At 65.2% G+C, this 22,801-nt stretch carries 22 protein-coding genes; 9 read left to right on the top strand and 13 right to left on the bottom strand.

What is annotated here, in order from left to right; all coding sequences use genetic code 11:
* Positions 1 to 21: 21 nt before the first annotated feature.
* The 6 genes from RS899_RS25075 to RS899_RS25050 form a co-directional block, all read right to left on the bottom strand.
* A complete protein-coding gene (locus tag RS899_RS25075; RefSeq protein ID WP_169935663.1) occupies positions 22 to 1,407 on the bottom strand; it encodes an APC family permease in 1,386 nt (461 codons plus the stop codon).
* 391 nt (positions 1,408 to 1,798) lie between these two features.
* Entirely contained in the window at positions 1,799 to 2,848 is a 1,050-nt protein-coding gene (locus tag RS899_RS25070) for an extracellular solute-binding protein (protein ID WP_054908118.1), read from the bottom strand.
* Positions 2,849 to 2,891: 43 nt separating this feature from the next.
* Positions 2,892 to 3,680: an ABC transporter permease gene (locus RS899_RS25065; RefSeq protein WP_045215587.1), complete on the bottom strand. Its 789-nt coding sequence runs from the start codon at positions 3,678 to 3,680 to the stop codon at positions 2,892 to 2,894.
* The gene (locus RS899_RS25060; RefSeq protein WP_315808332.1) at positions 3,677 to 4,591 is read right to left on the bottom strand and encodes an ABC transporter permease; all 915 of its coding nucleotides are present in this window, start codon (positions 4,589 to 4,591) and stop codon (positions 3,677 to 3,679) included. The genes RS899_RS25065 and RS899_RS25060 overlap by 4 nt, the downstream gene beginning before the upstream one ends.
* Entirely contained in the window at positions 4,588 to 5,637 is a 1,050-nt protein-coding gene (locus RS899_RS25055) for an ABC transporter ATP-binding protein (protein ID WP_054908116.1), read from the bottom strand. Before RS899_RS25055 ends, RS899_RS25060 begins: the two co-directional genes overlap by 4 nt.
* A 370-nt stretch (positions 5,638 to 6,007) precedes the next feature.
* Complete coding sequence (locus RS899_RS25050; RefSeq protein WP_054908115.1) at positions 6,008 to 7,024, bottom strand: AraC family transcriptional regulator; 1,017 nt, start codon at positions 7,022 to 7,024, stop codon at positions 6,008 to 6,010.
* A gap of 149 nt (positions 7,025 to 7,173) precedes the next feature.
* Between RS899_RS25050 and RS899_RS25045 the strand changes: the two genes are divergently transcribed.
* Positions 7,174 to 8,097: an SdiA-regulated domain-containing protein gene (locus RS899_RS25045; RefSeq protein ID WP_315808331.1), complete on the top strand. Its 924-nt coding sequence runs from the start codon at positions 7,174 to 7,176 to the stop codon at positions 8,095 to 8,097.
* Between the two features lie 21 nt (positions 8,098 to 8,118).
* Here the strand turns inward: RS899_RS25045 and RS899_RS25040 are convergent, their stop codons facing one another.
* The 3 genes from RS899_RS25040 to rpiA form a co-directional block, all read right to left on the bottom strand.
* The gene (locus tag RS899_RS25040; protein ID WP_315808330.1) at positions 8,119 to 10,062 is read right to left on the bottom strand and encodes an autotransporter outer membrane beta-barrel domain-containing protein; all 1,944 of its coding nucleotides are present in this window, start codon (positions 10,060 to 10,062) and stop codon (positions 8,119 to 8,121) included.
* 213 nt (positions 10,063 to 10,275) lie between these two features.
* Positions 10,276 to 10,608 (bottom strand): YegP family protein, encoded by a 333-nt coding sequence (locus tag RS899_RS25035; RefSeq protein WP_315808329.1) that lies wholly within the window; start codon positions 10,606 to 10,608, stop codon positions 10,276 to 10,278.
* Positions 10,609 to 10,699: 91 nt separating this feature from the next.
* Positions 10,700 to 11,371 carry a ribose-5-phosphate isomerase RpiA gene (gene rpiA, locus RS899_RS25030; protein WP_315808328.1) on the bottom strand — a complete coding sequence of 224 codons (672 nt, stop codon included), beginning with the start codon at positions 11,369 to 11,371 and terminating at the stop codon, positions 10,700 to 10,702.
* Between the two features lie 202 nt (positions 11,372 to 11,573).
* Here rpiA and ilvA point away from each other — a divergent pair, with 202 nt between their 5' ends.
* From ilvA to RS899_RS25015, 3 genes are all read left to right on the top strand, one after another.
* A complete protein-coding gene (ilvA, locus tag RS899_RS25025) occupies positions 11,574 to 13,088 on the top strand; it encodes a threonine ammonia-lyase, biosynthetic (protein WP_315808327.1) in 1,515 nt (504 codons plus the stop codon).
* A gap of 68 nt (positions 13,089 to 13,156) precedes the next feature.
* Complete coding sequence (locus tag RS899_RS25020) at positions 13,157 to 13,624, top strand: DUF2269 domain-containing protein (protein WP_315808326.1); 468 nt, start codon at positions 13,157 to 13,159, stop codon at positions 13,622 to 13,624.
* Between the two features lie 10 nt (positions 13,625 to 13,634).
* A complete protein-coding gene (locus RS899_RS25015) occupies positions 13,635 to 14,102 on the top strand; it encodes a DUF2269 domain-containing protein (protein ID WP_315808325.1) in 468 nt (155 codons plus the stop codon).
* A 4-nt stretch (positions 14,103 to 14,106) separates the two neighbouring features.
* Here RS899_RS25015 and RS899_RS25010 read toward each other — a convergent pair whose 3' ends face one another.
* Positions 14,107 to 14,763 (bottom strand): HAD family hydrolase, encoded by a 657-nt coding sequence (locus tag RS899_RS25010; RefSeq protein WP_233297514.1) that lies wholly within the window; start codon positions 14,761 to 14,763, stop codon positions 14,107 to 14,109.
* A 147-nt stretch (positions 14,764 to 14,910) separates the two neighbouring features.
* Here RS899_RS25010 and RS899_RS25005 point away from each other — a divergent pair, with 147 nt between their 5' ends.
* From RS899_RS25005 to RS899_RS24995, 3 genes are all read left to right on the top strand, one after another.
* The gene (locus tag RS899_RS25005; protein WP_017520843.1) at positions 14,911 to 15,390 is read left to right on the top strand and encodes an RNA pyrophosphohydrolase; all 480 of its coding nucleotides are present in this window, start codon (positions 14,911 to 14,913) and stop codon (positions 15,388 to 15,390) included.
* Positions 15,391 to 15,420: 30 nt separating this feature from the next.
* On the top strand, positions 15,421 to 17,700 hold the full coding sequence (gene ptsP / locus RS899_RS25000; RefSeq protein ID WP_024762172.1) for a phosphoenolpyruvate--protein phosphotransferase: 2,280 nt from the start codon (positions 15,421 to 15,423) through the stop codon (positions 17,698 to 17,700).
* 85 nt (positions 17,701 to 17,785) lie between these two features.
* Positions 17,786 to 18,811 carry a sensor domain-containing diguanylate cyclase gene (locus RS899_RS24995; protein ID WP_315808324.1) on the top strand — a complete coding sequence of 342 codons (1,026 nt, stop codon included), beginning with the start codon at positions 17,786 to 17,788 and terminating at the stop codon, positions 18,809 to 18,811.
* Here RS899_RS24995 and RS899_RS24990 read toward each other — a convergent pair.
* Complete coding sequence (locus RS899_RS24990; protein ID WP_315808323.1) at positions 18,808 to 19,554, bottom strand: NRDE family protein; 747 nt, start codon at positions 19,552 to 19,554, stop codon at positions 18,808 to 18,810. The two genes, RS899_RS24995 and RS899_RS24990, sit on opposite strands and share 4 nt — an antisense overlap.
* Before the next feature lie 114 nt (positions 19,555 to 19,668).
* Between RS899_RS24990 and RS899_RS24985 the strand changes: the two genes are divergently transcribed.
* Together RS899_RS24985 and lgt are read left to right on the top strand one after the other, a co-directional pair.
* Positions 19,669 to 20,451, top strand: coding sequence for a sulfite exporter TauE/SafE family protein (locus RS899_RS24985; RefSeq protein WP_054908104.1), 783 nt, complete (start codon positions 19,669 to 19,671; stop codon positions 20,449 to 20,451).
* Between the two features lie 20 nt (positions 20,452 to 20,471).
* Positions 20,472 to 21,272, top strand: coding sequence for a prolipoprotein diacylglyceryl transferase (lgt, locus tag RS899_RS24980; protein WP_054908103.1), 801 nt, complete (start codon positions 20,472 to 20,474; stop codon positions 21,270 to 21,272).
* 130 nt (positions 21,273 to 21,402) lie between these two features.
* On the opposite strand, the gene RS899_RS24975 is transcribed toward lgt, so the two are convergent.
* Positions 21,403 to 21,849, bottom strand: a complete 447-nt coding sequence (locus RS899_RS24975; protein WP_054908102.1) for an NfeD family protein — start codon at positions 21,847 to 21,849, stop codon at positions 21,403 to 21,405.
* Complete coding sequence (locus tag RS899_RS24970; RefSeq protein ID WP_054908101.1) at positions 21,849 to 22,775, bottom strand: SPFH domain-containing protein; 927 nt, start codon at positions 22,773 to 22,775, stop codon at positions 21,849 to 21,851. The genes RS899_RS24975 and RS899_RS24970 overlap by 1 nt, the downstream gene beginning before the upstream one ends.
* Positions 22,776 to 22,801: the final 26 nt, after the last annotated feature.

Here is a 22,801-nt window from a genome sequence, read left to right as displayed (position 1 = left end):
CGCGAGATCGTCAACGGGCTTTCAGGCGTTTTCCTCGAAATTCACACTCGGTGCCTTGCGGCGGAAGCCGCCGGTATGCACCGCCAGGTAGGCGAAGCCGACGGCAAACCAGCTCAGGCCCACGATCAGGGTCATCTGCGACAGGCTGGTCCACAGCCACAGCGTCAGGCACAGGCCGATGAAGGGGATGGCGCCGTACAGCAGGACGTTCTTCGCGCCGCGGCGGCGCTCCACGCCCAGGTAGGTGCGGATCACCGCCAGGTTGACCACGGAGAAGGCCACCAGCGCACCGAAGCTGATCATCGAGGCGAGGGTGGTCAGGTCCAGCACCACTGCCAGCAGGGAGATCGCCGACACCACGAGGATTGCCACCACCGGGGTCTGGAAGCGCGCGTGCAGAGTGCCGAACAGGCTGCGCGGCAGGATGCCGTCGCGGCCCATGGTGAAGATGATGCGCGACACCGAGGCCTGGGACGCCAGCGCCGAGCCGATGCAGCCGGCGATGTAGGCGGAGGTGAAGAAGTTGCCGAGGAACTGGCCGCCGGCCTTGAGCATCACTTCGTTGGCCGCCGAGTCGGCGTTCTGGAACACGCTGCCGGGGAACACCAACTGGCTGATGATTGCCAGCAGGGTGAACATCAGGCCGGCGATGACGGTGGTGATGATGATCGCGCGGGGGATGTCGCGGCGGGCGTCGCGGGTTTCCTCGGCCATGGTCGAGACCGCGTCGAAGCCCAGGAACGACAGGCACAACACCGCGGCGCCGGCCATCAGCGGGGCGAACCCTGGCTGGGTGCCGTCACCGACGAAGGGCAGGCTGAAGTCGATCGCCGCGCCGCCGGCCAGTGTCTTGATCGACATGATCACGAACACCACGATGAACACCAATTGCGCGCCGACGATGACGTTGCTCATGCCGGCCACCTGGCTGATGCCGACCACGTTGAGCACGGTCACCAGGGCGATGGAGGCGACCACGAACACCCAGGCCGGGATTTCCGGGAAGGCGATGTTCATGAACAGGCCGATGAGCAGGTAGTTGATCATCGGCAGGAACAGGTAGTCGAGCAGCAGCGACCAGCCGGACAGGAAGCCGACCACCGGGCCGAAGCTCAGGCTGGTGTAGGAATACGCAGAACCCGAGATCGGATACTTGCGCACCATGAAGCTGTACGAAGCGGCGGTGAACAGCATCGCCAGCAGGGTGATCAGGTAGGCGCTGGCAGTACGGCCGCCGGTCATCTCGGTGACCACGCCGTAGGTTGTGAACATGGTCAGCGGGACCATGTAGACCAGGCCGAAGAAGACCAGGGCGGGCAGGCCTAGGACGCGTTTCAGGCGGGCGTCGGCGTTGGCCGGGGTGCCCTGTTGGGTGTGAGCTGTGCTGGCGCTGTGTTGGCTGGCCATGGGGGAATCCTCGCGATTGTTGTTGTCTTGCGGGCGGGCGGGCGGCGTTCGGTGGCCGTCCTGACGTCATCGGTTTACGGCTCAGCCGCAGCGATGACGACGCGCGAGGAATGAGGGTGTTTGCTGCAGGGTGACGCAAAAGCTGGTCATGGGCGTTCTCGGGGCATTTGTTCTTGTGGATAACGCGCTCGCGTTCCCTCGGGAAATCCCTGCGCCATCAGCGATGGCACCGGGGCTGGCCGCCTTTCCAGCCGCTCCCTGCGCGAGCCGCCCGACTCTAGCAACCGAGGTCACCGGGCAGAACCCTGCAAAGGGTCAAAAAGGGATCGAAATGGCCAAAATGGCTGTCAGTATCACCCGGCGCGCACCGCCGCGCCGGGTGACCTGTGGGTCATTTCTTCAGCTTGGTCCAGACCTTGGAGCGCAGTTGCAGCGCTTTCGGCGAGCAGAGCTTGAAGGGTTTCAGGCGATCCAGCTTGTCTGCCGGGGTGTTGATCGCCGGGTCATCGAACAGTTCCTTGTCCATGAACTTGTCCGAGCCCTCGATCGCGTTGTTGTACTTGGCGAAGTTGGAGGCCAGGGCAATGTTCTCAGGCTGCATCATCCAGTTCAGGAAGGCGTGGGCCTCCTTGATGTTGGTGGCGTCCTTGGGAATGGTCAGGTTGTCGATGAACAGGCGCACGCCTTCCTTCGGATAGACGTAGACCAGGCTGGCGCGCTGGGCGTGGGCGCGGTGGAACGCGCCGTTCCATTGCTGGTGCATGGAGACTTCGCCGGCGGCCATGCGCTCGATGGTGCCGTCGCTGTTGTACATGGCCAGCATGGGTTTCTGCTTGAGCAGCAGGTCCTGGATCTTCGCCGCCTCTTTCGGGTCCTCGGTGCACTCGTCGATCCCCAGGTAGTAGGACGCGGGGGCGTAGAGTTCCTCGATGGAGTTGAGCGCCACGACCTTGCCTTTGAGCTCCGCTGGCGGCTCGAAGAACGGCTTCCAGCTCTCATCCAGCTTGCCACCGGGCACCTTGGCGCTGTCGTAGCTGTAGCCGGTGGTGCCCCACAGGTAGGGCACGGAGTAGTCGTGGCCCGGGTCGTAGGTCAGGGTCTTGAACTTGTCCTTGAGGTTGGCCAGGTTCGGCAGCTGCGACTTGTCGAGCTTCTGCAGCAGGCCTTCCTTGACGAAGATCTCGATGAAACTGTCCGACGGCACGACCACGTCGTAGGCGCCGCCGCCGGCCTTCAGCTTGGCCAACAGGGTTTCGTTGCTGTCGTAGGAATCCAGGGTGGCGTGGATGCCGGTGTCCTTCTCGAACTTCTTCAACAGTTCCGGCGGGAAGTAGTCGGACCAGTTGGCGAAGTGCAGGGTGCCGTCGGCATGGGCGCTGCCGGCCAGCAGCAGGCTGGCGGCGACGAGCGTGCGGGCGATGGGGGTACGGCGGAATTTCATCGGTGAAGCTCCTTGCAATGTTGTTTTGATTGGCGGCAGGAGGTCAGCGGCGACGCTGGCCGACGTAGTACGACAACGCAACGAACGCGATGGAAATCAACAGTATTATTGAAGATATGGCGTTGATCTTCGGGGAAATCCCCATTCGGATGGAGCTGAAGATGTACACCGGCAGGGTGGTGGCCCCGGCACCGGCGACGAAGTAGGTGATGACGAAGTCGTCCATCGAGATGATGAACGCCAGCATCGCCCCGGACACGATCCCCGGCGTCAGCAGCGGGAAGGTCACCTTCCAGAAGGTCTTCCACGGCGAGGCATACAGGTCCGCCGCCGCTTCCGCCAGCCGTGGGTCCATGCCTTCGAGACGGGCGCGGATCGGCAGGTAGGCGAAGGGAATGCAGAACACGATGTGCGCCAGCAGGATGGTGAACAGCGACAGCTTCAGGCCGATGAAGGCGAAGAACATCAGCGTCGCCACGGCGGTAACGATCTCCGGCACCAGCAGTGGCAGGCCCAGCACGCCGCTCATCAGCGTCTGCCCGCGGAACGAGCGACCGCGCATGCCCAGCGCGGCGAGAGTGGCCAGCGTGGTGGCGACGACGGTGGCCAGGGTTGCGACGATCAGCGAGTTCTTCGCTGCGCGGAGGATTTCCGGGTCATCCGCCACCACCGAATACCACTTCAGGCTGAAGCTTTCCCACAGCGTGGCCGACTGGCCGCTGTTGAAGCTCAACACAACCAGCACGAAGATCGGGATGTAGAGGAAGGCGAAGAACAACCAGGCGGCGGGCCGGACCCCGGTGAACCGCCAGAGCGGGTTGGCCGACTTCATGGATGACCTCCCGCCGCGCCCTGTTTGAACCGCATGCTGTAAATCATCATCGCCAGCAGCACGAAGGCCAGCAGGGCGAAGGACAGCGCTGCGCCGAACGGCCAGTTGTGCGCCGTGCCGAACTGCAGCTGGATCAGGTTGCCGATCATCAGCGACTTACCGCCCCCCAGCAGCTCGGGAATGATGTAGCTGCCCAGCGAGGGAATGAACACCAGGATGCAGCCGGCGACGATGCCGGGCATGGCCAGCGGGATGATGATCCGCTTCAGCGCCTTCCAGCGGTTGGCGCCCAGGTCGAAGGCCGCTTCTACTAGGCGCCAGTCCATTTTCTCAAGGCTGGTGTAGATGGGCAGGACCATGAACGGCAGGTAGGTGTAGAGCAGCCCGATGATCACCGCGTTGTCGGTGTAGAGGATGCCCAGCGACGCGTCGGAGAAGCCCAGCCCGTGCAGGCCTTCGTCGATCAGCCCGCCGTTGCGCAGCAGCAGCATCCAGGCATAGACGCGCACCAGCAGGTTGGTCCAGAACGGCACCGTGACCAGGAACAGCAGCAGGTTGCGCCGGCGTTCGTCCTGCAGCGCCAGGTACAGCGCGGTGGGGAAGCCGATCAGCACGCAGCCCAGGGTGGTCAGGATCGACAGCCAGAACGAGCGCTGGAAGATGCCCAGGTAGTCGGCGTTGAACGACAGGCTGTCGTCCAGGTCGCGCTCCCAGAGGAAGTTGATGTAGGCCTCGACGGTGTGCTGGCCCCATTTGACGCCGCCGTAGTCCCCCGGTGCCTGGACCGACACGGCGAACATGATGCCCAGCGGCAGGACGAGGAACACTATCAGCATGATCATCGCCGGGCTGGTCAGGGCCAGGCGCTTGAACAGCGATTTGCGTTCCGCTTGTGCGCGCAGTGTACTCATTCGGCCAGCACCCGGATGGCGGTAGCGGGAATGCGGACCCGCACCCGCGCGCCGGGCGCGTGGGTGGAAAGAGCGCCGTCGCGGTTCTGCTGACGTACGCGGAAGCCGCCCTGACCGGCGACATTGAGGTGGTACACGGTATCGGTGCCGACGTAGACGATGTTCTCCACCACGCCTTCGAGCTGGCCGTCCTGCGCCAGCTCGGTGCGTTCCGGGCGGATCGCCAGGGTCACCTTGCCGGGCAGGGTGGTGGCGGCCGGGAGCATCTGGCCATCGGCCAGGCGCACGCTGTCGCCGCTGGATTCGCCTTCGAGGAAATTGGTCTCGCCGATGAAGTCGGCGACCAGGCGGTTGACCGGCGCCTCGTAGATCTCGGTGGGCGTGCCGATCTGCATGACCTTGCCGCGGCTCATTACCGCGATGCGGTCGGACATGGTCAGCGCTTCTTCCTGGTCGTGGGTGACGAAGATGAAGGTGATGCCGGTCTCGTGCTGCAGGCGCTTGAGCTCGATCTGCATTTCCTTGCGCAGCTTCAAGTCGAGTGCCGAGAGGGATTCGTCGAGCAGCAGCACCTTGGGCCTGCTGGCCAGTGCGCGGGCCAGGGCGATGCGCTGTTGCTGGCCGCCGGAGAGCTGGTCGGCGCGGCGCTTGCCGACGTCGGGCAGGCGCACCAGGTCGAGCATCTTCTGCACGGTGGCATCGATGTCGCTGCGCTGCTTGCCCTGCATTTCCAGGCCAAAGGCGATGTTCTCCGCCACGGTCATGTGCGGGAACAGGGCGTAGCTCTGGAAGACGGTGTTGACCGGGCGGCGGAAGGGCGGAAGGCCTTCCATCGCGTCGCCGTAAAGGCGAATGCTGCCGGAGGAGGGTTGTTCGAAGCCGGCGATCAGTCGCAGCAAGGTGGTCTTGCCGCAGCCCGACGGGCCGAGGAGGGTGAAGAACTCGTTGGCGCGGATTTCCAGTGACACGTCGTCCAGGGCCTTGAGGCCTTGTCCGGGTGTACCGAACTCCATGCATATCCGCTCGATGGTGATCGCGCTGGTCATGCTTGTACCATGCAGTTAAGCAGTTGTTATTGTTGAGGTTTTACGGTTTCTAGGACCGTTTCACCTAGCTGCGGATTGATAATGACCAAGCGCCGGGATGCGCAGAACGATAGATCAGGCCAATAAGGGATAAATCAGGCCAAGTTGAAAATGCGCCCTGCAATGCTGGATTTCGGGCGTCAGCGGGATGCCGATTTTGTAGGAGCGAGCTTGCTCGCGAACGGGAGCGAAATCGCCGTTCCATCCATCTCTGCCGGTGCTGTGGGTGACAGCTGAAGCCTGGGTTCGAGTTCGCACCGCCCCATGCTGTAGGGGCTGGGCTGATGGGTATCGCTTCGCTCCACGCCATCCTACAAAGAGCGACTGGGCATCAGCCTCGATACAAGCTCGGACTCGCCCCGCTCCAGCGCTGGAAGGCATGCCGGAAGCTGGCCGTTTCGCTGTAGCCCAACTGCTCGGCAATCAGATAGATCGGCAGGTCGGTGTCCTTGAGCAACTGCCGCGCACGGTCGAAGCGCACTTCATCGAGCACCTGTTGATAACTGGTGTTCTGCTGCTGCAGGTGGCGGCGCAGGGTGCGGGTGGAGCGGTGCAGGTGGCGCGCCACGGTGTCCAGGCTGGCGGTGTCGTGCAGGTGGCTGGCCAGGTGCTCGCGCAACTGGTCGATCATGTCGCCGCGGCTGCTGAGCGTCGCGCTCATCCGCAGGCATTGCTGCACGCCGTTGTGGCAGCTGACCGGGTCGGCCAGTGGCAGCGGGCGATCCAGCAGGGCGGGACTGAAGCACAGGGCGCTGGTTGGCGCGCCGAAATCCACCGGGCAGCCGAGGCGCTCGGTGTAGGTCTCCGCGTGCAGCGGCGGGCGGTAGGCGAGCAGCAACCGGCGCGGGCGCACCGATTCGCCGAGCAGGTCGCGGATCACCGTCAGCAGCGAGGTCAGGCACAACTCGGTGTTGAACACCGTCAGCTCAGGGGCATAGCGGTAGCCGTCGGCGGTCAGGTGCACCTCGTCGCCCTGCGGCGTCAGCGCCAGGCGGAAGTAGGTGCCCAGCAGCTCGGGAAAGGACAGCGCCAGTTGCAGCGCATCGCGCAGGGTGCGGCTGGCGAGCATGCTGTAACCCAGGATTCCGTAAGCCGAGACATGCATGCGCAGGCCCAGGTAGAGGCCCAGCGCCGGGTCGTGGTGGCAGTTCAGGGCGTTGGCGAAGACGCGCAGCTCCTGGGCGTGGGTGATCAGCTTTTCCGGCGTCAGCAGGTCTGCCTCGCCGATACCGCTGCCTTCCAGCAGCTTCGGGCGCGGCACGCCGGCGTGGTGCAGCACCTCGGTCGCCAGCACCACGGTGTGCAGGGTCGCCTGCTGGCGTTGTTCGGGGAGCAGATGCTGGGCCATTGATACGCCTCTTGCAGCCTCTTGCAAAAGAATCACAGGACAGACTTGCGCTAACCTGACTCTAGCCTGCCCGCAAGCTCTGGTGGCCTTTAAGTTTGGCTTCAGGCGCTGCTGCCAATCTGCCACGCCAACCCCACCCCGAGTCCTCCATGCGTCGTTTGCTCAAGCCCCGTCGTCTGTTCCTGCTGCTGGCGCTGCTCGCCTTGGCCTTGCTGCTCGCGCTGGGGCAGAGCTTCCGCGTCTACGAGCGCGCCTGGTTCAAGTTCAACGAGTGGCGCCATGCTGCGCTGTGGCAGGACAAGTCCATCTGGCTGCCCGACTACCGCGTCGTACTGGAAGCGCAGCCGATCGAGGGGCTGGAGGAAAATGTCTCGGCGCTGACCTACGACCCGGACCGGCAGACCCTCTTCACCGTCACCAACAAGCAGAACGAGCTCGTCGAGCTGTCACTCGAAGGCAAAGTGCTGCGCAAGATCGAGCTGCACGGTTTCGGCGACACTGAGGCCATCGAATACATCAGCCGCAACGTCTATGTGATCACCGACGAAACCCACCAGCGCCTGATCCGCGTCGAACTCGGCGACGACACCAGGGAGTTGCGCATCGAAGACGCCCAGCAACTCGCCCTGGCCCTGGGGCGCGGCGGCAACAGTGGCTTCGAGGGGCTGGCCTACGACTCGGGCGGCAAGCGGCTGTTCGTCGCCAAGGAGCGCAAGCCTGTGCATATCTATGAAGTGCGCGGCTTCCCTTACGAGCAGTCCGAGCAGCCCATCGCCGTCCACGTGGTGGAAGACCTCCAGCACAATCGCAACCTGTTCGTCCGCGATCTTTCCAGCCTGCAGTACGACGAGCGCAGCGGCCACCTGCTGGCGCTGTCCGACGAGTCCCGGCTGGTACTGGAGCTGAGCGCCGATGGTGAGCCGATCAGTTCGCTGTCGCTGCTGCGCGGCATGAGCGGCCTGCGTCGCAGCGTGCCGCAGGCCGAAGGTATCGCCATGGATGACCAGGGCACGCTGTACCTGGTGAGCGAGCCCAATCTCTTCTACGTATTCAAGAAACGCGAGGCGCACTGAAGGCGCCTCGCTGTCCCGCGATCAGAACTGCCACTGCACGCCGAGGGAATAGGACGCCTGGCTGCCCTCGCTGTGGGCGAAGCGCGAGTTGGCCTCGGCGAACACGCCCAACTGCTCGGTGACCGCCAGCAGGGCGCCGGCCTGGGCGCGGCCGAAGTTCTTGTCCACGCCGCCCAGGTCGGCGACGCGAGTGCGGCCATCGCCCAGGGCGGTCAGCGCGATGTCGTCCAGGCGGCCGTCGGCCAACTCCTTCACCCAGCGCACGCTGGCGTACGGCTGCACGGCCATGCGGTTACCCAGCGGCAGCTCGCCGCGCAGGCCCCAGCCAAGGCTGGCTTCGACCGAGTCATAGTCCTGCTTCTCGTAGCCCAGCGCGGTGCGCAGATCGTCTTCCTCGTTGAAGTCGTCGATCTTGTAGTGCACATAGTCCAGGCCGCCTTGTGGCCCGGTCTTGATGCCGGCGATGTCGAAGTCGTAACCGCCGTCGACCCTCGCGCCCCAGAACCAGGCGTTGGTGTCGCCGTCGATGCGCTGGTCGAGCAGCGCCGGGCCGTTCTTTGCCTTCAGGTACACCGCGCGCTTGCTGTCGAAGTCCGCGTAGCCGGCGCTCAGCTCGCCGCCCAGCCAGGCCGGGCCGCCGTCGTTGAACAGGCCGTAGAGGCCGAGCTGCCAGGTTTCCGCTTCCAGTCGTGCACTGTGGTCGAGGTTGTCGCGGCTGCGCTGGAAGCTCAGGCTGCCGCCAACGGTCAGTGCCTCGCTGGCGCGATAATCCCCCAGCAGGTTCACCCCGGCGCGGTGCGAGCGCGGGTCGCCGGGCATATCGAAGCCGCTCTCGGGGGTGGTTTCACCTTCCACGCCAACGGCGCCGTCGAAGCTGCCGACCGGGCGCGAGCTGCCCAGCAGGCTCAGCCAGCGGCGGTCATGCAGACGGGTGAGGGCCAGGTGCTGGCGCTGCAGCTGGTCTTCCATCTGCCGCGCCATGGCGCCGCCGGAGGCGGTGGAGGCGAGCAGGTCGGCGTTGGTCAATTCCAGCACCAGGCGCGTGAGCAGGCGCGAGAAATCACGCAGGCGCTGGTCGATGCGCTCCTGGCCGAAGGCGCCAGTGAGTACCTGCTCGTTGTCCAGCGCCGGATTGTGCCAGGTGGCGCCGCCGGGGATGGCGGGGTTGTCGGTCTGTTCGTAGCCGTCCAGGTCGCCCAGTTCCCAGTTGGTGGCTTCGATGAACAGCACCGGGACGTTCAGGCCCTCGAAGCTTTCGCCGTCGCTGCAGCAACCGGTACCCGCGGGGTACTCCTCGTTCAGGCCAGGGTTGGTGAACAGTGGGATCTTCAGCTCCTGGGCGATACGCAGCAACTGATCGCGGTAGGCGCCCAGCGCGGGGTTGTCGACGCTGTTGAAGCCGGCGTGGGCGTACATCTTGTCGCCGGTGATCAGGCTGTCGAGGTTGATCATGCCCAGCAGGTTGCTGCGCTGTTCGTCAGTGAGCGAGGCGACGTAGGCGCGCGAGCCGCGCAGGCCTTCTTCCTCGGCGCCGAAGCCGACCACCTCCAGGCCGTTCTCCAGTTCGATGCCGCCCAGGTTGCGGGCGATCTCCGTCAGTACGGCTGCGCCTGAGCCGTTGTCATCCAGGCCCTGCAGGGTGGGGCGGCCGTAGTAGGTGTCGTAGTGGGCGCCCAGCACCACGTACTGGCCGCTGCTGCCTGGGGCACTGGCGATGACGTTCTGCGAGCTGCGGTTGCCGGCCCAGGTGAAGTCCTGGATCTGCGTCTGGTAGCCGAAGCCCAGGCGCGACTGCATGAGCGCGGTGGCGCCGGCGAAGCTGGCGGTGCCACGGTAACGGCCGGGGTAATCGTTGATCAGGGTGTCGAGGGTGTCCTCGGCGTAATCCCCGTACTCATAGGCGCTGGCGTCGATCGAAAACGCGGCGCACCCCAGGCTGACCGCAACGGCTAAAGGTTTGAACACGGCACTTTCCTCTGTGTCGATTGGAATCGCATCGGTCTTCGATGCGTGCGCCGGAGGAAAGCAGGATGCAGGCCGGTTCGCTGGAGATGGGCGGAATTTGACGCGTCAGTGACCGAGGGTGTCGCGCCACTGTAACAATGTTGATACACGGCCGGCGACTGTGCCGGCCGTGCAAGGCGGCTGGGTGAAGACGCTCACCGAAACGGTGCGCAATCAGGTGTCGTCACTGATCGGCGCATCCCCCGCGTAACGCTTGACCGCCGCCACGCCGGCATCGGCGGTGGCCTTGCTGGCGTACATCTGGCTCTGCCCGACGACCTGGCCGTTGGTGGCCTTGAGCACGAAGTAGTGCTTGCCGTTGGCGGCGACCTTGACCTCGAAGGCGCCTTCGCGCTGCGAGTTCTTGCGCACCGATTGGATGCCGTCCATGGCCGAGGTCTTGGCCTTGTACAGCTCGCTGGTCAGGACGATTTCGCCGTTGCTGGCGTGCAGATTGAAGTGGAACTGGCCATCGCTGGCCTTCTTCAGATGGTATTTGGCGGCCATGCTGCGTCTCCGTTGGGGCTTAAGGTCATCCCAGCGTAGACGGCAGCAGAGGCTCTGAAAGGCGCCATCCGGCGGATGGCGCCTGAGGGTGTCAAACCTTGAGGGTCTTCACGCCTTCGGCGGTTCCCAGCAGCAGCAGGTCGGCCGGGCGGGCGGCGAACAGGCCGTTGGTGACCACGCCGACGATGTTGTTGATCGCCTCTTCCAGTTGCACCGGGCTGTCGATGCGCAGGTTGTGCACGTCGAGGATGATGTTGCCGTTGTCGGTCAGCACGCCCTCGCGGTACACCGGGTCGCCGCCCAGCTTCACCAGTTGGCGGGCGACGTGGCTGCGGGCCATGGGGATGACTTCCACCGGCAGCGGGAACTCGCCGAGGATCGGCACCAGCTTGCTGCCGTCGGCGATGCAGATGAACTTGCGGGCCACTGCAGCGACGATCTTCTCGCGGGTCAGCGCCGCGCCGCCGCCCTTGATCAGTTCCAGGCGCTCGTTGGTCTCGTCGGCGCCGTCCACGTAGAACTCCAGCTCGCTGACCGTGTTTAGGTCGTAGACCGGGATGCCGTGGCCCTTCAGGCGCTGGGCGGTGGCTTCGGAGCTGGCCACGGCGCCGTCGAACTCGGCCCTGTGCTGGGCCAGCAGGTCGATGAAAAAGTTGGCGGTGGAGCCGGTGCCGACGCCAACGATGCTCTTGCTGTCGAGGTGCGGAAGAATGTGGTCGACGGCGGCCTGGGCCACAGCCTGCTTGAGCTGATCCTGGTTCATGGCGAAGGGTCTTCTTACCTGGAAGGGCGCAAGGGCGCCGGAGAAAGTTCGAGTGGGCGGATTATAGCGGCCGATGACGCGCCGGTGTTGCGCCGCCGGGCAACTGTTATGGTCGTTTCCGCGCGGATTGTTCGGTGGCCCGCGCCGCGCCGGCTGGAGTAGACTCGCGGTTCCTCGAAAAGCCGCCGATATAGCCCTTCCGATGCTCGAACACTACGTCAAGAAGATCCTCACCTCGCGTGTCTACGACGTTGCCGTGGAAACGCCCCTGCAGCCCGCCCGCCAGCTCTCCGAGCGCCTGGGCAACCAGATTCTGCTCAAGCGCGAAGACCTGCAGCCGGTGTTCTCCTTCAAGATTCGCGGCGCCTACAACAAGCTGGCGCAGCTGAGCCCGGAAGAACTCGCCCGCGGCGTCGTCACCGCCTCCGCCGGCAACCACGCCCAGGGCGTGGCGCTGGCCGCCCGCGAGCTGGGCATCAAGGCGACCATCGTGATGCCGCGCACCACGCCGGAGCTGAAGGTTCAGGGCGTACGCGCCCGCGGCGGCAAGGCCGTGCTGCACGGCGATGCCTTCCCCGATGCGCTGGCGCATTCGCTCAAGCTGGTGGAAGAGAAGGGCTACGTCTACATCCATCCCTACGACGATCCGGACGTGATCGCCGGCCAGGGCACCGTGGCCATGGAAATCCTCCGCCAGAACCCGGGCCGTATCGACGCGATCTTCGTGCCCGTCGGCGGCGGCGGCCTGATCGCCGGCATCGCCGCCTACGTCAAATACCTGCGCCCGGAGATCAAGGTCATCGGCGTCGAGCCGGACGACTCCAATTGCCTGCAGGCTGCCATGGCCGCCGGCGAGCGCGTGGTGCTCGGCCAGGTCGGGCTATTCGCCGACGGCGTCGCCGTGGCGCAGATCGGCAAGCACAACTTCGAGCTGTGCAAGGACTACGTCGATGAAGTGATCACCGTCAGCACCGACGAGATCTGCGCGGCGATCAAGGACATCTACGACGACACCCGTTCCATCACCGAGCCGGCCGGCGCGCTGGCGGTGGCCGGGATCAAGAGGTACGTCGAGCGCGAAGGCGTGAAGGGCGAGACCCTGGTCGCCATCGACTCGGGCGCCAACATCAACTTCGACCGCCTGCGCCACGTGGCCGAGCGCGCCGAACTGGGCGAGAAGCGCGAAGCGATCATCGCCGTGACCATCCCGGAGCGCCCGGGCAGCTTCAAGGCCTTCTGCGAGGCCATCGGCAAGCGCCAGATCACCGAGTTCAACTACCGCTACAACACCGACAGCGAAGCGCACATCTTCGTCGGCGTGCAGACGCACCCAGAGAACGACCCGCGCGCGGCGCTGGTGCAGCAACTGCAGGATCAGGGCTTCCCGGTGCTGGACCTGACCGACAACGAACTGGCCAAGCTGCACATCCGCCATATGGTCGGCGGCCATTCGCCGCGGGTTTCGGGCGAGCAGGTGTTCCGCTTCGAATTCCCCGAGCGTCCCGGCGCGCTGTTCAACTTCCTCAACCGCCTGGGTGGCCGCTGGAACATCACCCTGTTCCACTACCGCAACCACGGCGCCGCCGACGGTCGCGTGGTGGCGGGCCTGCAGGTGCCGGAAGACGAACGCCACCTGGTGTCGGCCGCGCTGGAAGAGATCGGTTACCCCTACTGGGACGAAACGGACAACCCGGCCTATCGCCTGTTCCTCGGCTGAGGTCAGGCAGAGGCGGCGCGACTGCTGCTAGGCTTGTCGTAAAGCCGCATCGATCACAGGGACTTGAAATGGAAAGCCTGCAGACCTTCCGCATCCTCCACGGCATCGCCGCGGTGCTGCCGTTCCTGGCCATCATCGGCTTGGCCTGGTACGGCTGGCGCAGCTGGCGGAGCGGCGACGCCGGGTTGATCGCCAAGGCGCTGCAGCGCATCGGCCTGATCGGCTGGGTGCTGGTCGCCGGCAGCGTCGCCAGCCTGCCGGTCACCGGTTATCGCATGGTGCAGACCATTGGCTGGCCGCTGGGGCAGACCTGGCTGCTGGGCAGTGTCTGCCTGCTGATCGTCGCCACGATCTTCTGGCTATTGTTCACCACCCGCCTGTGGCGGATCCGCGACCTGGCACTGGCGGCACAGGGCAGCGGCGAGCCAATCGCCGCCAGCGCGGCACGGCAGTGGAAGTTCGGTCTGGCCTTCTTTGCACTGGCGCTGCTGTGCGTGGTCGCCATCCTGGTGCTGATGATCAGCAAGCCGGTGTGATGCCCGCTGCGTGAACCTCTACCTGCTGCTCAAGACCCTGCACATCCTGTCCTCCACACTGCTGTTCGGCACCGGGCTGGGCTCGGCCTACTACAGCTGGCGCGCGTGGCGCAGCGGCAATCTGCAAGCGATCCGCATCACCTTCCGCCATCTGGTCACGGCGGATTGGCTGTTCATCGCCACCACGGCGGTCTTCCAGCCGCTGAGCGGCATAGCCATGGCGCATATGGCCGGCTGGCCGCTGGGTTCGGGCTGGCTGCTGTGGAGCCTTGGGCTGTATGTGTTTGCCGGTGCCTGCTGGCTGCCGGTGGTCTGGCTGCAGATCCGCGTACGCGACATGGCCGAAGCGGCGCATCGGGAAGGCACGGCGCTGCCGCCACAAGCCTTCCTCTATATGCGCTGGTGGTTCGCCCTCGGCTGGCCGGCGTTCCTGGCCTTCCTGGCGATCTTCCACCTGATGGTCAACAAGGGCTTCTGAGGGCTCAGCCGCGCAGGCTGATCACCGGCCAGCCGCGCTCGATGGCGGTGGCGCGCAGGGTGTCGTCCGGGTCGACGGCCACCGGGTTGGCGACCTGCTCGAGCAGCGGCAGGTCGTTGCGCGAGTCGCTGTAGAAGTACGCGTCGTCCAGTGTCAGGCCGGTTTCTTCCAGCCAGCGGTTCAGGCGCGTCACCTTGCCGCCCTGGAAGCAGGGGACGTCGCAGGTACGGCCGGTGTAGAGACCATCCTGCATTTCGCATTCGGTGGCGATCAGCGTCTCGACGCCGAGGCGCTCGGCGATGGGGCCGGTGATGAAACGGTTGGTGGCGGTAATGATCACCAGCTTGTCACCGGCAGCGCGGTGTTCGGCCAGCAGCGCTTCACCCTTGGCCAGGACGATGGGCTCGATCACCTCTTCCATGAACTGGCGATGCCAGATGGCCAGCTGCGCCAGGTCGGTGCGGCCGAGAATGGCCTGGGTGAACGCCTGGTAGGCGAACACGTCGAGGGTGCCGGCGACGTAGTCGGCATAAAAGGCGTCGTTGCGCGCCTGGTACTCGCCAGCGTCCACCAGTCCGCGCTGGCACAGCCATTCGCCCCAGCTATGGTCGCTGTCGCCGGCCAGGAGGGTGTTGTCGAGATCGAAGAGAGCCAGTCGCACGTTGGATTACCGTCAGTTGCCAATACCGAAAAGTCGCCTAGAGTAACGGCTTTTGCCCACCCAGCACAGGACGCCGCAGCCCGCGTTGCCGCTGTCACAAGCTTTGTGGAACAATGCGGGCACACGCGATTTCGAGGATGTACCGCCGTGATCGATCCCGATGGTTTTCGCCCCAATGTCGGCATCATCCTTTGCAACGATGTCGGACAGGTCCTGTGGGCACGGCGCATCAACCAGGAAGCCTGGCAATTTCCCCAGGGTGGTATCAACGCCCGCGAAACCCCTGAGGAAGCGCTGTACCGCGAACTGAACGAAGAAGTCGGCCTGGAAGAGCAGGACGTCAAGATCCTCGCCTGTACCCGGGGCTGGCTGCGTTACCGCCTGCCGCAACGCCTGGTGCGTACCAACAGCCAGCCGTTGTGCATCGGGCAGAAACAGAAGTGGTTCCTGCTGCGCCTGACCGGCGAGGAAAGCCGGGTACGCATGGACGTGACCGGCAAGCCCGAATTCGACGGCTGGAAATGGGTGAGCTACTGGTACCCGCTGGGCCAGGTCGTGACCTTCAAACGCGAGGTCTACCGCCGGGCTCTGAAGGAATTGGCACCGCGCCTGCTGGCGCGCGACTAGCACGAAGTTCAAGGAGTTAGACCCCGAGCCATGCTCAACACGCTGCGTAAGATCGTCCAGGAAGTGAACTCCGCCAAGGACCTCAAGGCGGCGCTGGGCATCATCGTGCAGCGCGTGAAGGAGGCGATGGGCACCCAGGTGTGCTCGGTCTACCTGCTGGACCCGGAGAGCAACCGCTTCGTGCTGATGGCCACCGAAGGCCTGAACAAGCGCTCCATCGGCAAGGTCAGCATGGCGCCCAATGAGGGCCTGGTCGGCCTGGTCGGCACCCGCGAGGAGCCGCTGAACCTCGAGAACGCCTCCGAACACCCCCGCTACCGCTACTTCGCCGAGACCGGCGAGGAGCGCTACGCCTCCTTCCTCGGCGCACCGATCATCCACCACCGTCGGGTGATGGGCGTTCTGGTCGTGCAGCAGAAGGAAAAGCGCCAGTTCGACGAAGGCGAGGAAGCCTTCCTCGTCACCATGAGTGCGCAGCTCGCCGGCGTCATCGCCCACGCCGAGGCCACCGGTTCGATCCGCGGCCTGGGCAAGATGGGCAAGGGCATCAGCGAAGCCAAGTTCGTCGGCGTTCCCGGCGCTCCCGGCGTGGCCGTGGGCAAGGCCGTGGTGGTGCTGCCGCCGGCCGACCTGGAAGTCGTCCCGGACAAACCCATCGACGACGTCGAGGCCGAAATCGAGCGCTTCAAGCAGGCGCTGGAATCGGTCCGCGAAGACATGCGCAACCTCTCCAGCAAGCTGGCCACCCAGCTGCGCAAGGAAGAGCGCGCGCTGTTCGACGTCTACCTGATGATGCTCGACGACGCCTCCATCGGCCTCGAAGTCAAACGCATCATCCGCACCGGCCAATGGGCCCAGGGCGCCCTGCGCCAGGTGGTCATGGAGCACGTGCAGCGCTTCGAGCTGATGGACGACGCCTACCTGCGCGAGCGTGCCTCCGACGTCAAGGACATCGGCCGCCGCATCCTCGCTTACCTGCAGGAAGAGCGTAAGCAGACACTGACCTATCCGGACCAGACCATCATCGTCAGCGAAGAACTGTCGCCGGCGATGCTTGGCGAAGTGCCTGAAGGCAAGCTGGTGGGCCTGATCTCGGTACTCGGCTCGGGCAACTCCCACGTGGCCATTCTCGCTCGTGCCATGGGCATTCCCACGGTCATGGGCGCGGTCGACCTGCCGTACTCCAAGGTCGACGGCATCGACCTGATCGTCGACGGCTACCACGGCGAGATCTACACCAACCCGTCGCCGCAGCTGGTCAAGCAGTACGGCGAAGTGGTCGCCGAAGAAAAGGAACTGAGCAAGGGCCTGGCCGCACTGCGCGAGCTGCCCTGCGAGACGCTGGATGGCCATCGCATGCCGCTGTGGGTCAACACCGGCCTGCTGGCGGACGTGGCGCGCGCCCAGGAGCGCGGTGCCGAAGGTGTCGGCCTGTACCGCACCGAAGTGCCGTTCATGATCAACGACCGCTTCCCCAGCGAGAAGGAACAGCTCGCCATCTACCGCGAGCAGCTCTCCGCCTTCCATCCGCTGCCGGTGACCATGCGCACCCTGGACATCGGCGGCGACAAGGCGCTGTCCTACTTCCCGATCAAGGAAGACAACCCCTTCCTCGGCTGGCGCGGCATCCGCGTCACCCTCGACCACCCGGAAATCTTCCTGGTGCAGACCCGCGCCATGCTCAAGGCCAGTGAGGGCCTGGACAACCTGCGCATCCTGCTGCCGATGATCTCCGGCACCCATGAGCTGGAAGAGGCGCTGCACCTGATCCACCGCGCCTGGGGCGAAGTGCGCGACGAAGGCGTGGATATCCCCATGCCGCCGATCGGCATGATGATTGAGATTCCAGCTGCGGTGTACCAGATACGTGAGCTGGCGCGTCAGGTGGACTTCGTTTCGGTCGGTTCCAACGACCTGACCCAGTACCTGCTGGCGGTCGACCGCAACAACCCACGGGTCGCCGATCTCTACGACTACCTGCACCCGGCCGTGCTGCAAGCACTGCGGATCGTGGTCAACGGCGCGCACGACGAAGGCAAGCCGGTGAGCATCTGCGGCGAAATGGCCGGCGATCCGGCGGCTGCCGTACTGCTGATGGCCATGGGCTTCGATTCGCTGTCGATGAACGCCACCAACCTGCCCAAGGTGAAATGGCTGCTGCGCCAGATGACCCTGTCCAAGGCCCGCGAGCTGCTCGGCCAACTGATGACCTTCGACAACCCTCAGGTCATCCACAGCTCGCTGCACCTGGCCCTGCGCAATCTCGGCCTGGGCCGCGTGATCAATCCGGCGGCAACCATCCAGGCCTGACGCCAGCGAAAGCCGCCTTCCGGAGCCGTGCATTTCCGGAAGGTCAGACGATGACACGGTCGGCACGCCGGCCAGGACGAAGCTTATGGAAGAGCTCGACGTCACGCCTTGCACGGAGGCCGATAGCAGCGCCCGCACCCTGCGCTATGCCCTGAGCATCGTCAGCGACGGCATCTGGGACTGGGACATCCGCAGCAACCACGTCACCCGCAGCCCGAGCTGGTACGCCATGCTCGGCTACGACCCCGACAGCCTCCCGGAAAACGTCGCTACCTGGCACGAGATCATCCATCCCGAGGATTTCGGCCGGGTCATGTTCGCCTTCGATGCCTACGTGCAGGGTCGCAGCGGCGTCTACCGTGAGGAGTATCGCTGCCGCTGCCTGGACGGCAGCTACCTGTGGGTCAGCGATCACGGGCGCTTCTTCGAGTTCGACGGGGACGGCAAGCCAACGCGGATGATCGGCGCACACCGAAACATCCATGAACGCAAGCTGGCGGAGCTGGCGCTGCAGGAAAAGAACCACGAACTGCACCAGCTCAACCTGAGCCTGGAGTTCCTGGTACAGACCCGCACCGAGGCCTTGCGCCAGGCCAACCAGGCACTGGCCGAGCAGGCCGCGGTGGCGCTGCGCCTTTCCGAGATCGACCCGCTGACCCAGATCGCCAACCGGCGGCGCTTCGAGCAACAGTTGCACGCCGAATGGCAGCGCTTGCAGCGCCATGGCCACGGCTGTTCGCTGATGATGTTCGATCTCGACCACTTCAAGCGCATCAACGACAGCCTCGGCCACCAGGCCGGGGATCGCGTGCTCGTCGCGGTCGCCGAGGTGGTGCGGCGGCGCCTGCGTGAAGAGGATTGCTTTGCCCGCTGGGGTGGCGAGGAGTTCATCGTGCTGCTGCCCGAGACCGATGCCGAGGCCGCACGGGAGCTGGCCGAGCGCCTGCGCTTGAGCCTGCGCCGGGCGGATGTTTCGTTGCCGACCCAGCTCACCGCCAGCTTCGCCGTGACCCAGATGCAGCCCGGCGAGGACCTGATGGCGATGCTGCGCCGACTGGATGACGCGCTCTACCGCGCCAAGCGTCAGCGCGACTGTATCGTCGTCTGCTAGACGATGAGGGAAACCTCGCCCAGGCGTGCGCCACTGGGACCAAAGCTGTGTTCGAGCAGCTCGCGACGGCCGTCCGCGTGGACGATCAGCGCGGTGCTGGCACGGGTGCCGTAGTTCGGGCTGGCGATGAACACGCTGGACAGCAGGCGCTCGGTGGCCAGGCCGACGCCGGTATCCGGCAACTCGGCTTCACTGGGCTGTCGATTGTCCGTCAGTAGCGCGACCAGGGAGCCGGTATCAGGCTTCTCCAGCGCTGCCTCCAGACCCTCACGCGCGGTAAGGAGCTTGGGCCAGGGCGTGTCCAGCGCTGCATTGGACAGTCCGTGCACCCCCGGAGCCACCGCCACAGGCGGGCCGACGCGGGGATTGAAGTAGCACAGTTGCGCACCGTCGCCGACCAGCAGGTTGAAGCCGCTGTAGTCCGAAGCGCGGCGGGCAACCTGCTGCAGGTATTCCAGCGGCGACTGCCCGCCTTGCAGGAAAGCCGCTACCAGCTCGCCACGGGAACGCGGGCCGATCGGCTGGCCGGGATCGCGCACGTTGGTCAGGGCGGCGAATCGCCCACCCGCGGCCACTCCCATCCAGGTGCCGCCGGCCTCCAGGTCGCGGCCGGCATACACGCCGGGATACTCCTCCCAGGCCGCCAGCGGCAGGGTCGGGCGGGCATAGAATTCATCGCGGTTGGCCGCGACGATCAGGGGCGTGGCGTGCTCGGGGCGCCAGGCGAAGACGATCAGGCACATGGGTCGAACTCCGTAGTGTGCCGGCAGTCTATCAACATCCGCCGATGTCCCGGAGTGGCTGGAGCGCCCGGGAGCCTTCGGCTACCATGCCCGCTTTGTTGCCCGAGGTTGCCCATGGAGTTCGTGCTCTACCTGGTGCTTGGCGCCTGTGCTGGCGTGCTCGCCGGCCTGTTCGGCGTCGGCGGCGGGTTGATCATCGTTCCGGCCCTGGTGTTCAGCTTCACTGCCCACGGCTTCTCGCCCGATGTGCTGACCCAGATGGCGGTCGGGACTTCGCTGGCGACCATCATCTTCACGTCGATCAATTCGATTCTCGAACACCACCGCCGTGGCGCCGTGCGCTGGCGGGTGTTCGCCTGGATGACCGTCGGTATCCTGGTCGGCAGCGCGCTGGGCGCGTTGACCGCGTCGAAGATCCAGGGGCCGGTGCTGCAGAAGATCATCGGTACCTTCGCCATCCTGGTGTCGATCCAGATGGCCCTCGGGCTCCAGCCCAAGGGCGAGCGCGACCTGCCGGGCCGCTTCGGCCTTGGCGTGGCGGGCGGCGTGGTGGGCTGGGCTTCGGCGATCTTCGGCATCGGCGGCGGTTCGCTGACTGTGCCGTTTCTGTCCTGGCGTGGCGTCTCCATGCAACAGGCGGTTGCGACTTCTTCGGCGTGCGGCCTGCCGATCGCCATCGCTGGCGCGATATCCTTCATCGCCGTCGGCTGGCACAACGACAAGCTGCCGGAGCTGAGCCTGGGCTTCGTCTACCTGCCGGCGCTGCTGGGCATCGCCGTTACCAGTATGTTCTTTGCCCGCATCGGGGCGCGGCTGGCGCATCGCCTGCCGGCCAAGGTCCTGAAGCGTTTGTTTGCCCTGCTGCTGTTCAGCGTGGGTTTGAGTTTTCTGATCTGAGTTCCTGCTAGGAGAAGCGGATGCTGCCTTATCCACAGATCGACCCGGTTGCCGTAGCGCTCGGGCCGCTGAAAATCCACTGGTACGGCCTGATGTACCTGATCGGCATCGGCGGCGCCTGGCTGCTGGCCTCGCGCAAACTGAAGGAGTTCGACCCGACCTGGACCAAGGAGAAGCTCTCCGACCTGGTGTTCTGGGTGGCGTGCGGCGTGGTCCTGGGCGGTCGCCTGGGCTACGTGCTGTTCTACAACCTAGACGAGTACATCGCCAACCCGACGCTGATCTTCGAGGTGTGGAAGGGTGGCATGTCGTTCCACGGCGGGCTGATCGGCGTGATGCTGGCCACCTGGTGGTTCGGCAAGCGCAACAACAAGAGCTTCTTCCAGCTGATGGACCTGATCGCGCCGCTGGTGCCGATCGGCCTGGGCGCCGGGCGCATCGGCAACTTCATCAACGGTGAGCTGTGGGGCAAGGTGACCGACGTGCCCTGGGCGATGGTCTTCCCCACTGGCGGCCCGGAACCGCGCCACCCGTCGCAGCTGTACCAGTTCGCGCTGGAAGGCGTGGCGCTGTTCGTCGTGCTCTGGCTGTTCACCCGCAAGCCGCGCCCGACTGCCTCGGTGTCTGGCCTGTTCGTGCTGTGCTACGGCATCTTCCGCTTCATCGTCGAGTTCGTCCGCGTGCCGGATGCCCAGTTGGGCTACCTGGCGTGGGGCTGGCTGACCATGGGCCAGGTGCTGTGCGTACCGATGGTCCTGGGCGGCATCGCGCTGATGGTCTGGGCCTATCGCCGCGCCCCGGCGCAGCCGGCCGCGAGCTGAGCATTGCCTGAATAAAAAAGCCCGCCGATTGGCGGGCTTTTTTATTGGCTTTGTAGGAGCGAGCTTGCTCGCGAACAGACTCCGCTGCGGGGTTTGGTTCGCGAGCAAGCTCGCTCCTACAGGTACTGGCTCAGACGGGTTCCACCAGCAACAGAACACCATCCTGCCCAGTCACGCGCACCTGCGCGCCAACGGGCAGGTCTGGCCCGCTGACCAGCCAGACGCTGTCGCCGACGCGGACCTTGCCGCGCCCGCCGACGATGGCGTCATGCAGGGCGAACTGCCGGCCCACCAGTTCGCTGCCGCGACGGTTCAGGCTGGACGGTTCGGCCGTGCGCTTGTTGATGCGCTGGTGGTTCCACCAGTACAGCGCGGTGAGGATCGCCAGCACGCCGAAAGCCAGGCACTGCCAGACCCAGTCGAGCCCCGGTACAAGGAAGGACAGCACGCCGGTGAGCGCGGCGGCGATGCCGATCCACAGCAGGTAGCCGCCGGCGCCGAAGATTTCCAGGATCAGCAGGACGATGCCCAGGCCCAGCCAGTCCCAGAAACCGAGGTTCTGGAGAAAGGCGGCCATCAGCTACGGCCCTTGGTGTCGCCGAAGGTGGCCTTGACGATCTCGCCGATGCCGGCGACCGAGCCGATCACCTGGCTGGCTTCCAGCGGCATCAGCACGATCTTGCTGTTGTTCGAGCTGGCCAGCTTGCCCAGCGCGTCGACGTACTTCTGCGCGACGAAGTAGTTGATCGCCTGCACGTTGCCGGTGGCGATGGCCTCGGAAACCACCTGGGTCGCCTTGGCTTCGGCCTCGGCCTGGCGCTCGCGGGCCTCGGCTTCGAGGAAGGCTGCCTGGCGCTGGCCTTCGGCCTTGAGGATCTGCGCCTGCTTCTCACCTTCGGCGGTAAGAATGTCGGCGGCGCGCTTGCCTTCGGCTTCGAGAATCTGAGCGCGCTTGAGGCGCTCGGCACGCATCTGCCCGCTCATCGCTTCCACCAGGTCGGCCGGCGGGCTGATGTCCTTGATCTCGATACGGGTGACTTTCAGGCCCCAGGGCGCGGTGGCTTCATCGACGGTGCGCAGCAGGCGCTCGTTGATCGAGTCGCGCTGGCTGAGCATATGGTCCAGCTCCATGGAGCCGAGCACGGTGCGGATGTTGGTCATCACCAGGTTGCGCACGGCGTTTTCCAGCCCGCTGACCTCATAAGCGGCGCGTGCCGCGTCCACTACCTGGTAGAAGCACACCGCGTCGATCTCGACGATGGCGTTGTCGGCGCTGATCGCTTCCTGCGGCGGGATGTCCAGCACGCGTTCCATCATGTTGATCTTCTGGCCGACGCGATCCACCACCGGAATGATGATGCTCAGGCCCGGCTTGAGCGTGACGGTATAGCGACCGAAGCGCTCGATGGTCCATTCGAAGCCCTGGGGAACGACCTTGAACCCCATGAGGACGATGACGATGGCGAGGATGACGAAGAGCAGGGCAACACTGCCGATTTCCATGTGAAGAACTCCTTGTGGTGCAAGAC

Origin of the sequence: Pseudomonas sp. C9-3 (genome assembly GCF_032392015.1) — a bacterium.
In the GTDB taxonomy this organism is placed as follows: Bacteria; Pseudomonadota; Gammaproteobacteria; order Pseudomonadales; family Pseudomonadaceae; genus Pseudomonas; species Pseudomonas nitroreducens.
The sequence above is the reverse complement of the archived record's forward strand: the minus strand, read 5'-3'. Positions and strand labels throughout refer to the sequence as shown.

Coding starts and splice junctions, on each gene's coding strand:
- lgt (WP_054908103.1), top strand. CDS start 20,472: ATGCTGCCTTATCCACAGATCGACCCGGTTGCCGTAGCGCTCGGGCCG.
- RS899_RS24990 (WP_315808323.1), bottom strand. CDS start 19,554: ATGTGCCTGATCGTCTTCGCCTGGCGCCCCGAGCACGCCACGCCCCTG.
- RS899_RS25035 (WP_315808329.1), bottom strand. CDS start 10,608: ATGGCCGCCAAATACCATCTGAAGAAGGCCAGCGATGGCCAGTTCCAC.
- ilvA (WP_315808327.1), top strand. CDS start 11,574: ATGCTCGAACACTACGTCAAGAAGATCCTCACCTCGCGTGTCTACGAC.
- RS899_RS25055 (WP_054908116.1), bottom strand. CDS start 5,637: ATGACCAGCGCGATCACCATCGAGCGGATATGCATGGAGTTCGGTACA.
- RS899_RS25020 (WP_315808326.1), top strand. CDS start 13,157: ATGGAAAGCCTGCAGACCTTCCGCATCCTCCACGGCATCGCCGCGGTG.
- RS899_RS24975 (WP_054908102.1), bottom strand. CDS start 21,849: ATGGCCGCCTTTCTCCAGAACCTCGGTTTCTGGGACTGGCTGGGCCTG.
- RS899_RS24970 (WP_054908101.1), bottom strand. CDS start 22,775: ATGGAAATCGGCAGTGTTGCCCTGCTCTTCGTCATCCTCGCCATCGTC.
- RS899_RS25050 (WP_054908115.1), bottom strand. CDS start 7,024: ATGGCCCAGCATCTGCTCCCCGAACAACGCCAGCAGGCGACCCTGCAC.
- RS899_RS25045 (WP_315808331.1), top strand. CDS start 7,174: ATGCGTCGTTTGCTCAAGCCCCGTCGTCTGTTCCTGCTGCTGGCGCTG.
- RS899_RS24985 (WP_054908104.1), top strand. CDS start 19,669: ATGGAGTTCGTGCTCTACCTGGTGCTTGGCGCCTGTGCTGGCGTGCTC.
- RS899_RS25065 (WP_045215587.1), bottom strand. CDS start 3,680: ATGAAGTCGGCCAACCCGCTCTGGCGGTTCACCGGGGTCCGGCCCGCC.
- RS899_RS24995 (WP_315808324.1), top strand. CDS start 17,786: ATGGAAGAGCTCGACGTCACGCCTTGCACGGAGGCCGATAGCAGCGCC.
- rpiA (WP_315808328.1), bottom strand. CDS start 11,371: ATGAACCAGGATCAGCTCAAGCAGGCTGTGGCCCAGGCCGCCGTCGAC.
- RS899_RS25075 (WP_169935663.1), bottom strand. CDS start 1,407: ATGGCCAGCCAACACAGCGCCAGCACAGCTCACACCCAACAGGGCACC.
- RS899_RS25060 (WP_315808332.1), bottom strand. CDS start 4,591: ATGAGTACACTGCGCGCACAAGCGGAACGCAAATCGCTGTTCAAGCGC.
- ptsP (WP_024762172.1), top strand. CDS start 15,421: ATGCTCAACACGCTGCGTAAGATCGTCCAGGAAGTGAACTCCGCCAAG.
- RS899_RS25070 (WP_054908118.1), bottom strand. CDS start 2,848: ATGAAATTCCGCCGTACCCCCATCGCCCGCACGCTCGTCGCCGCCAGC.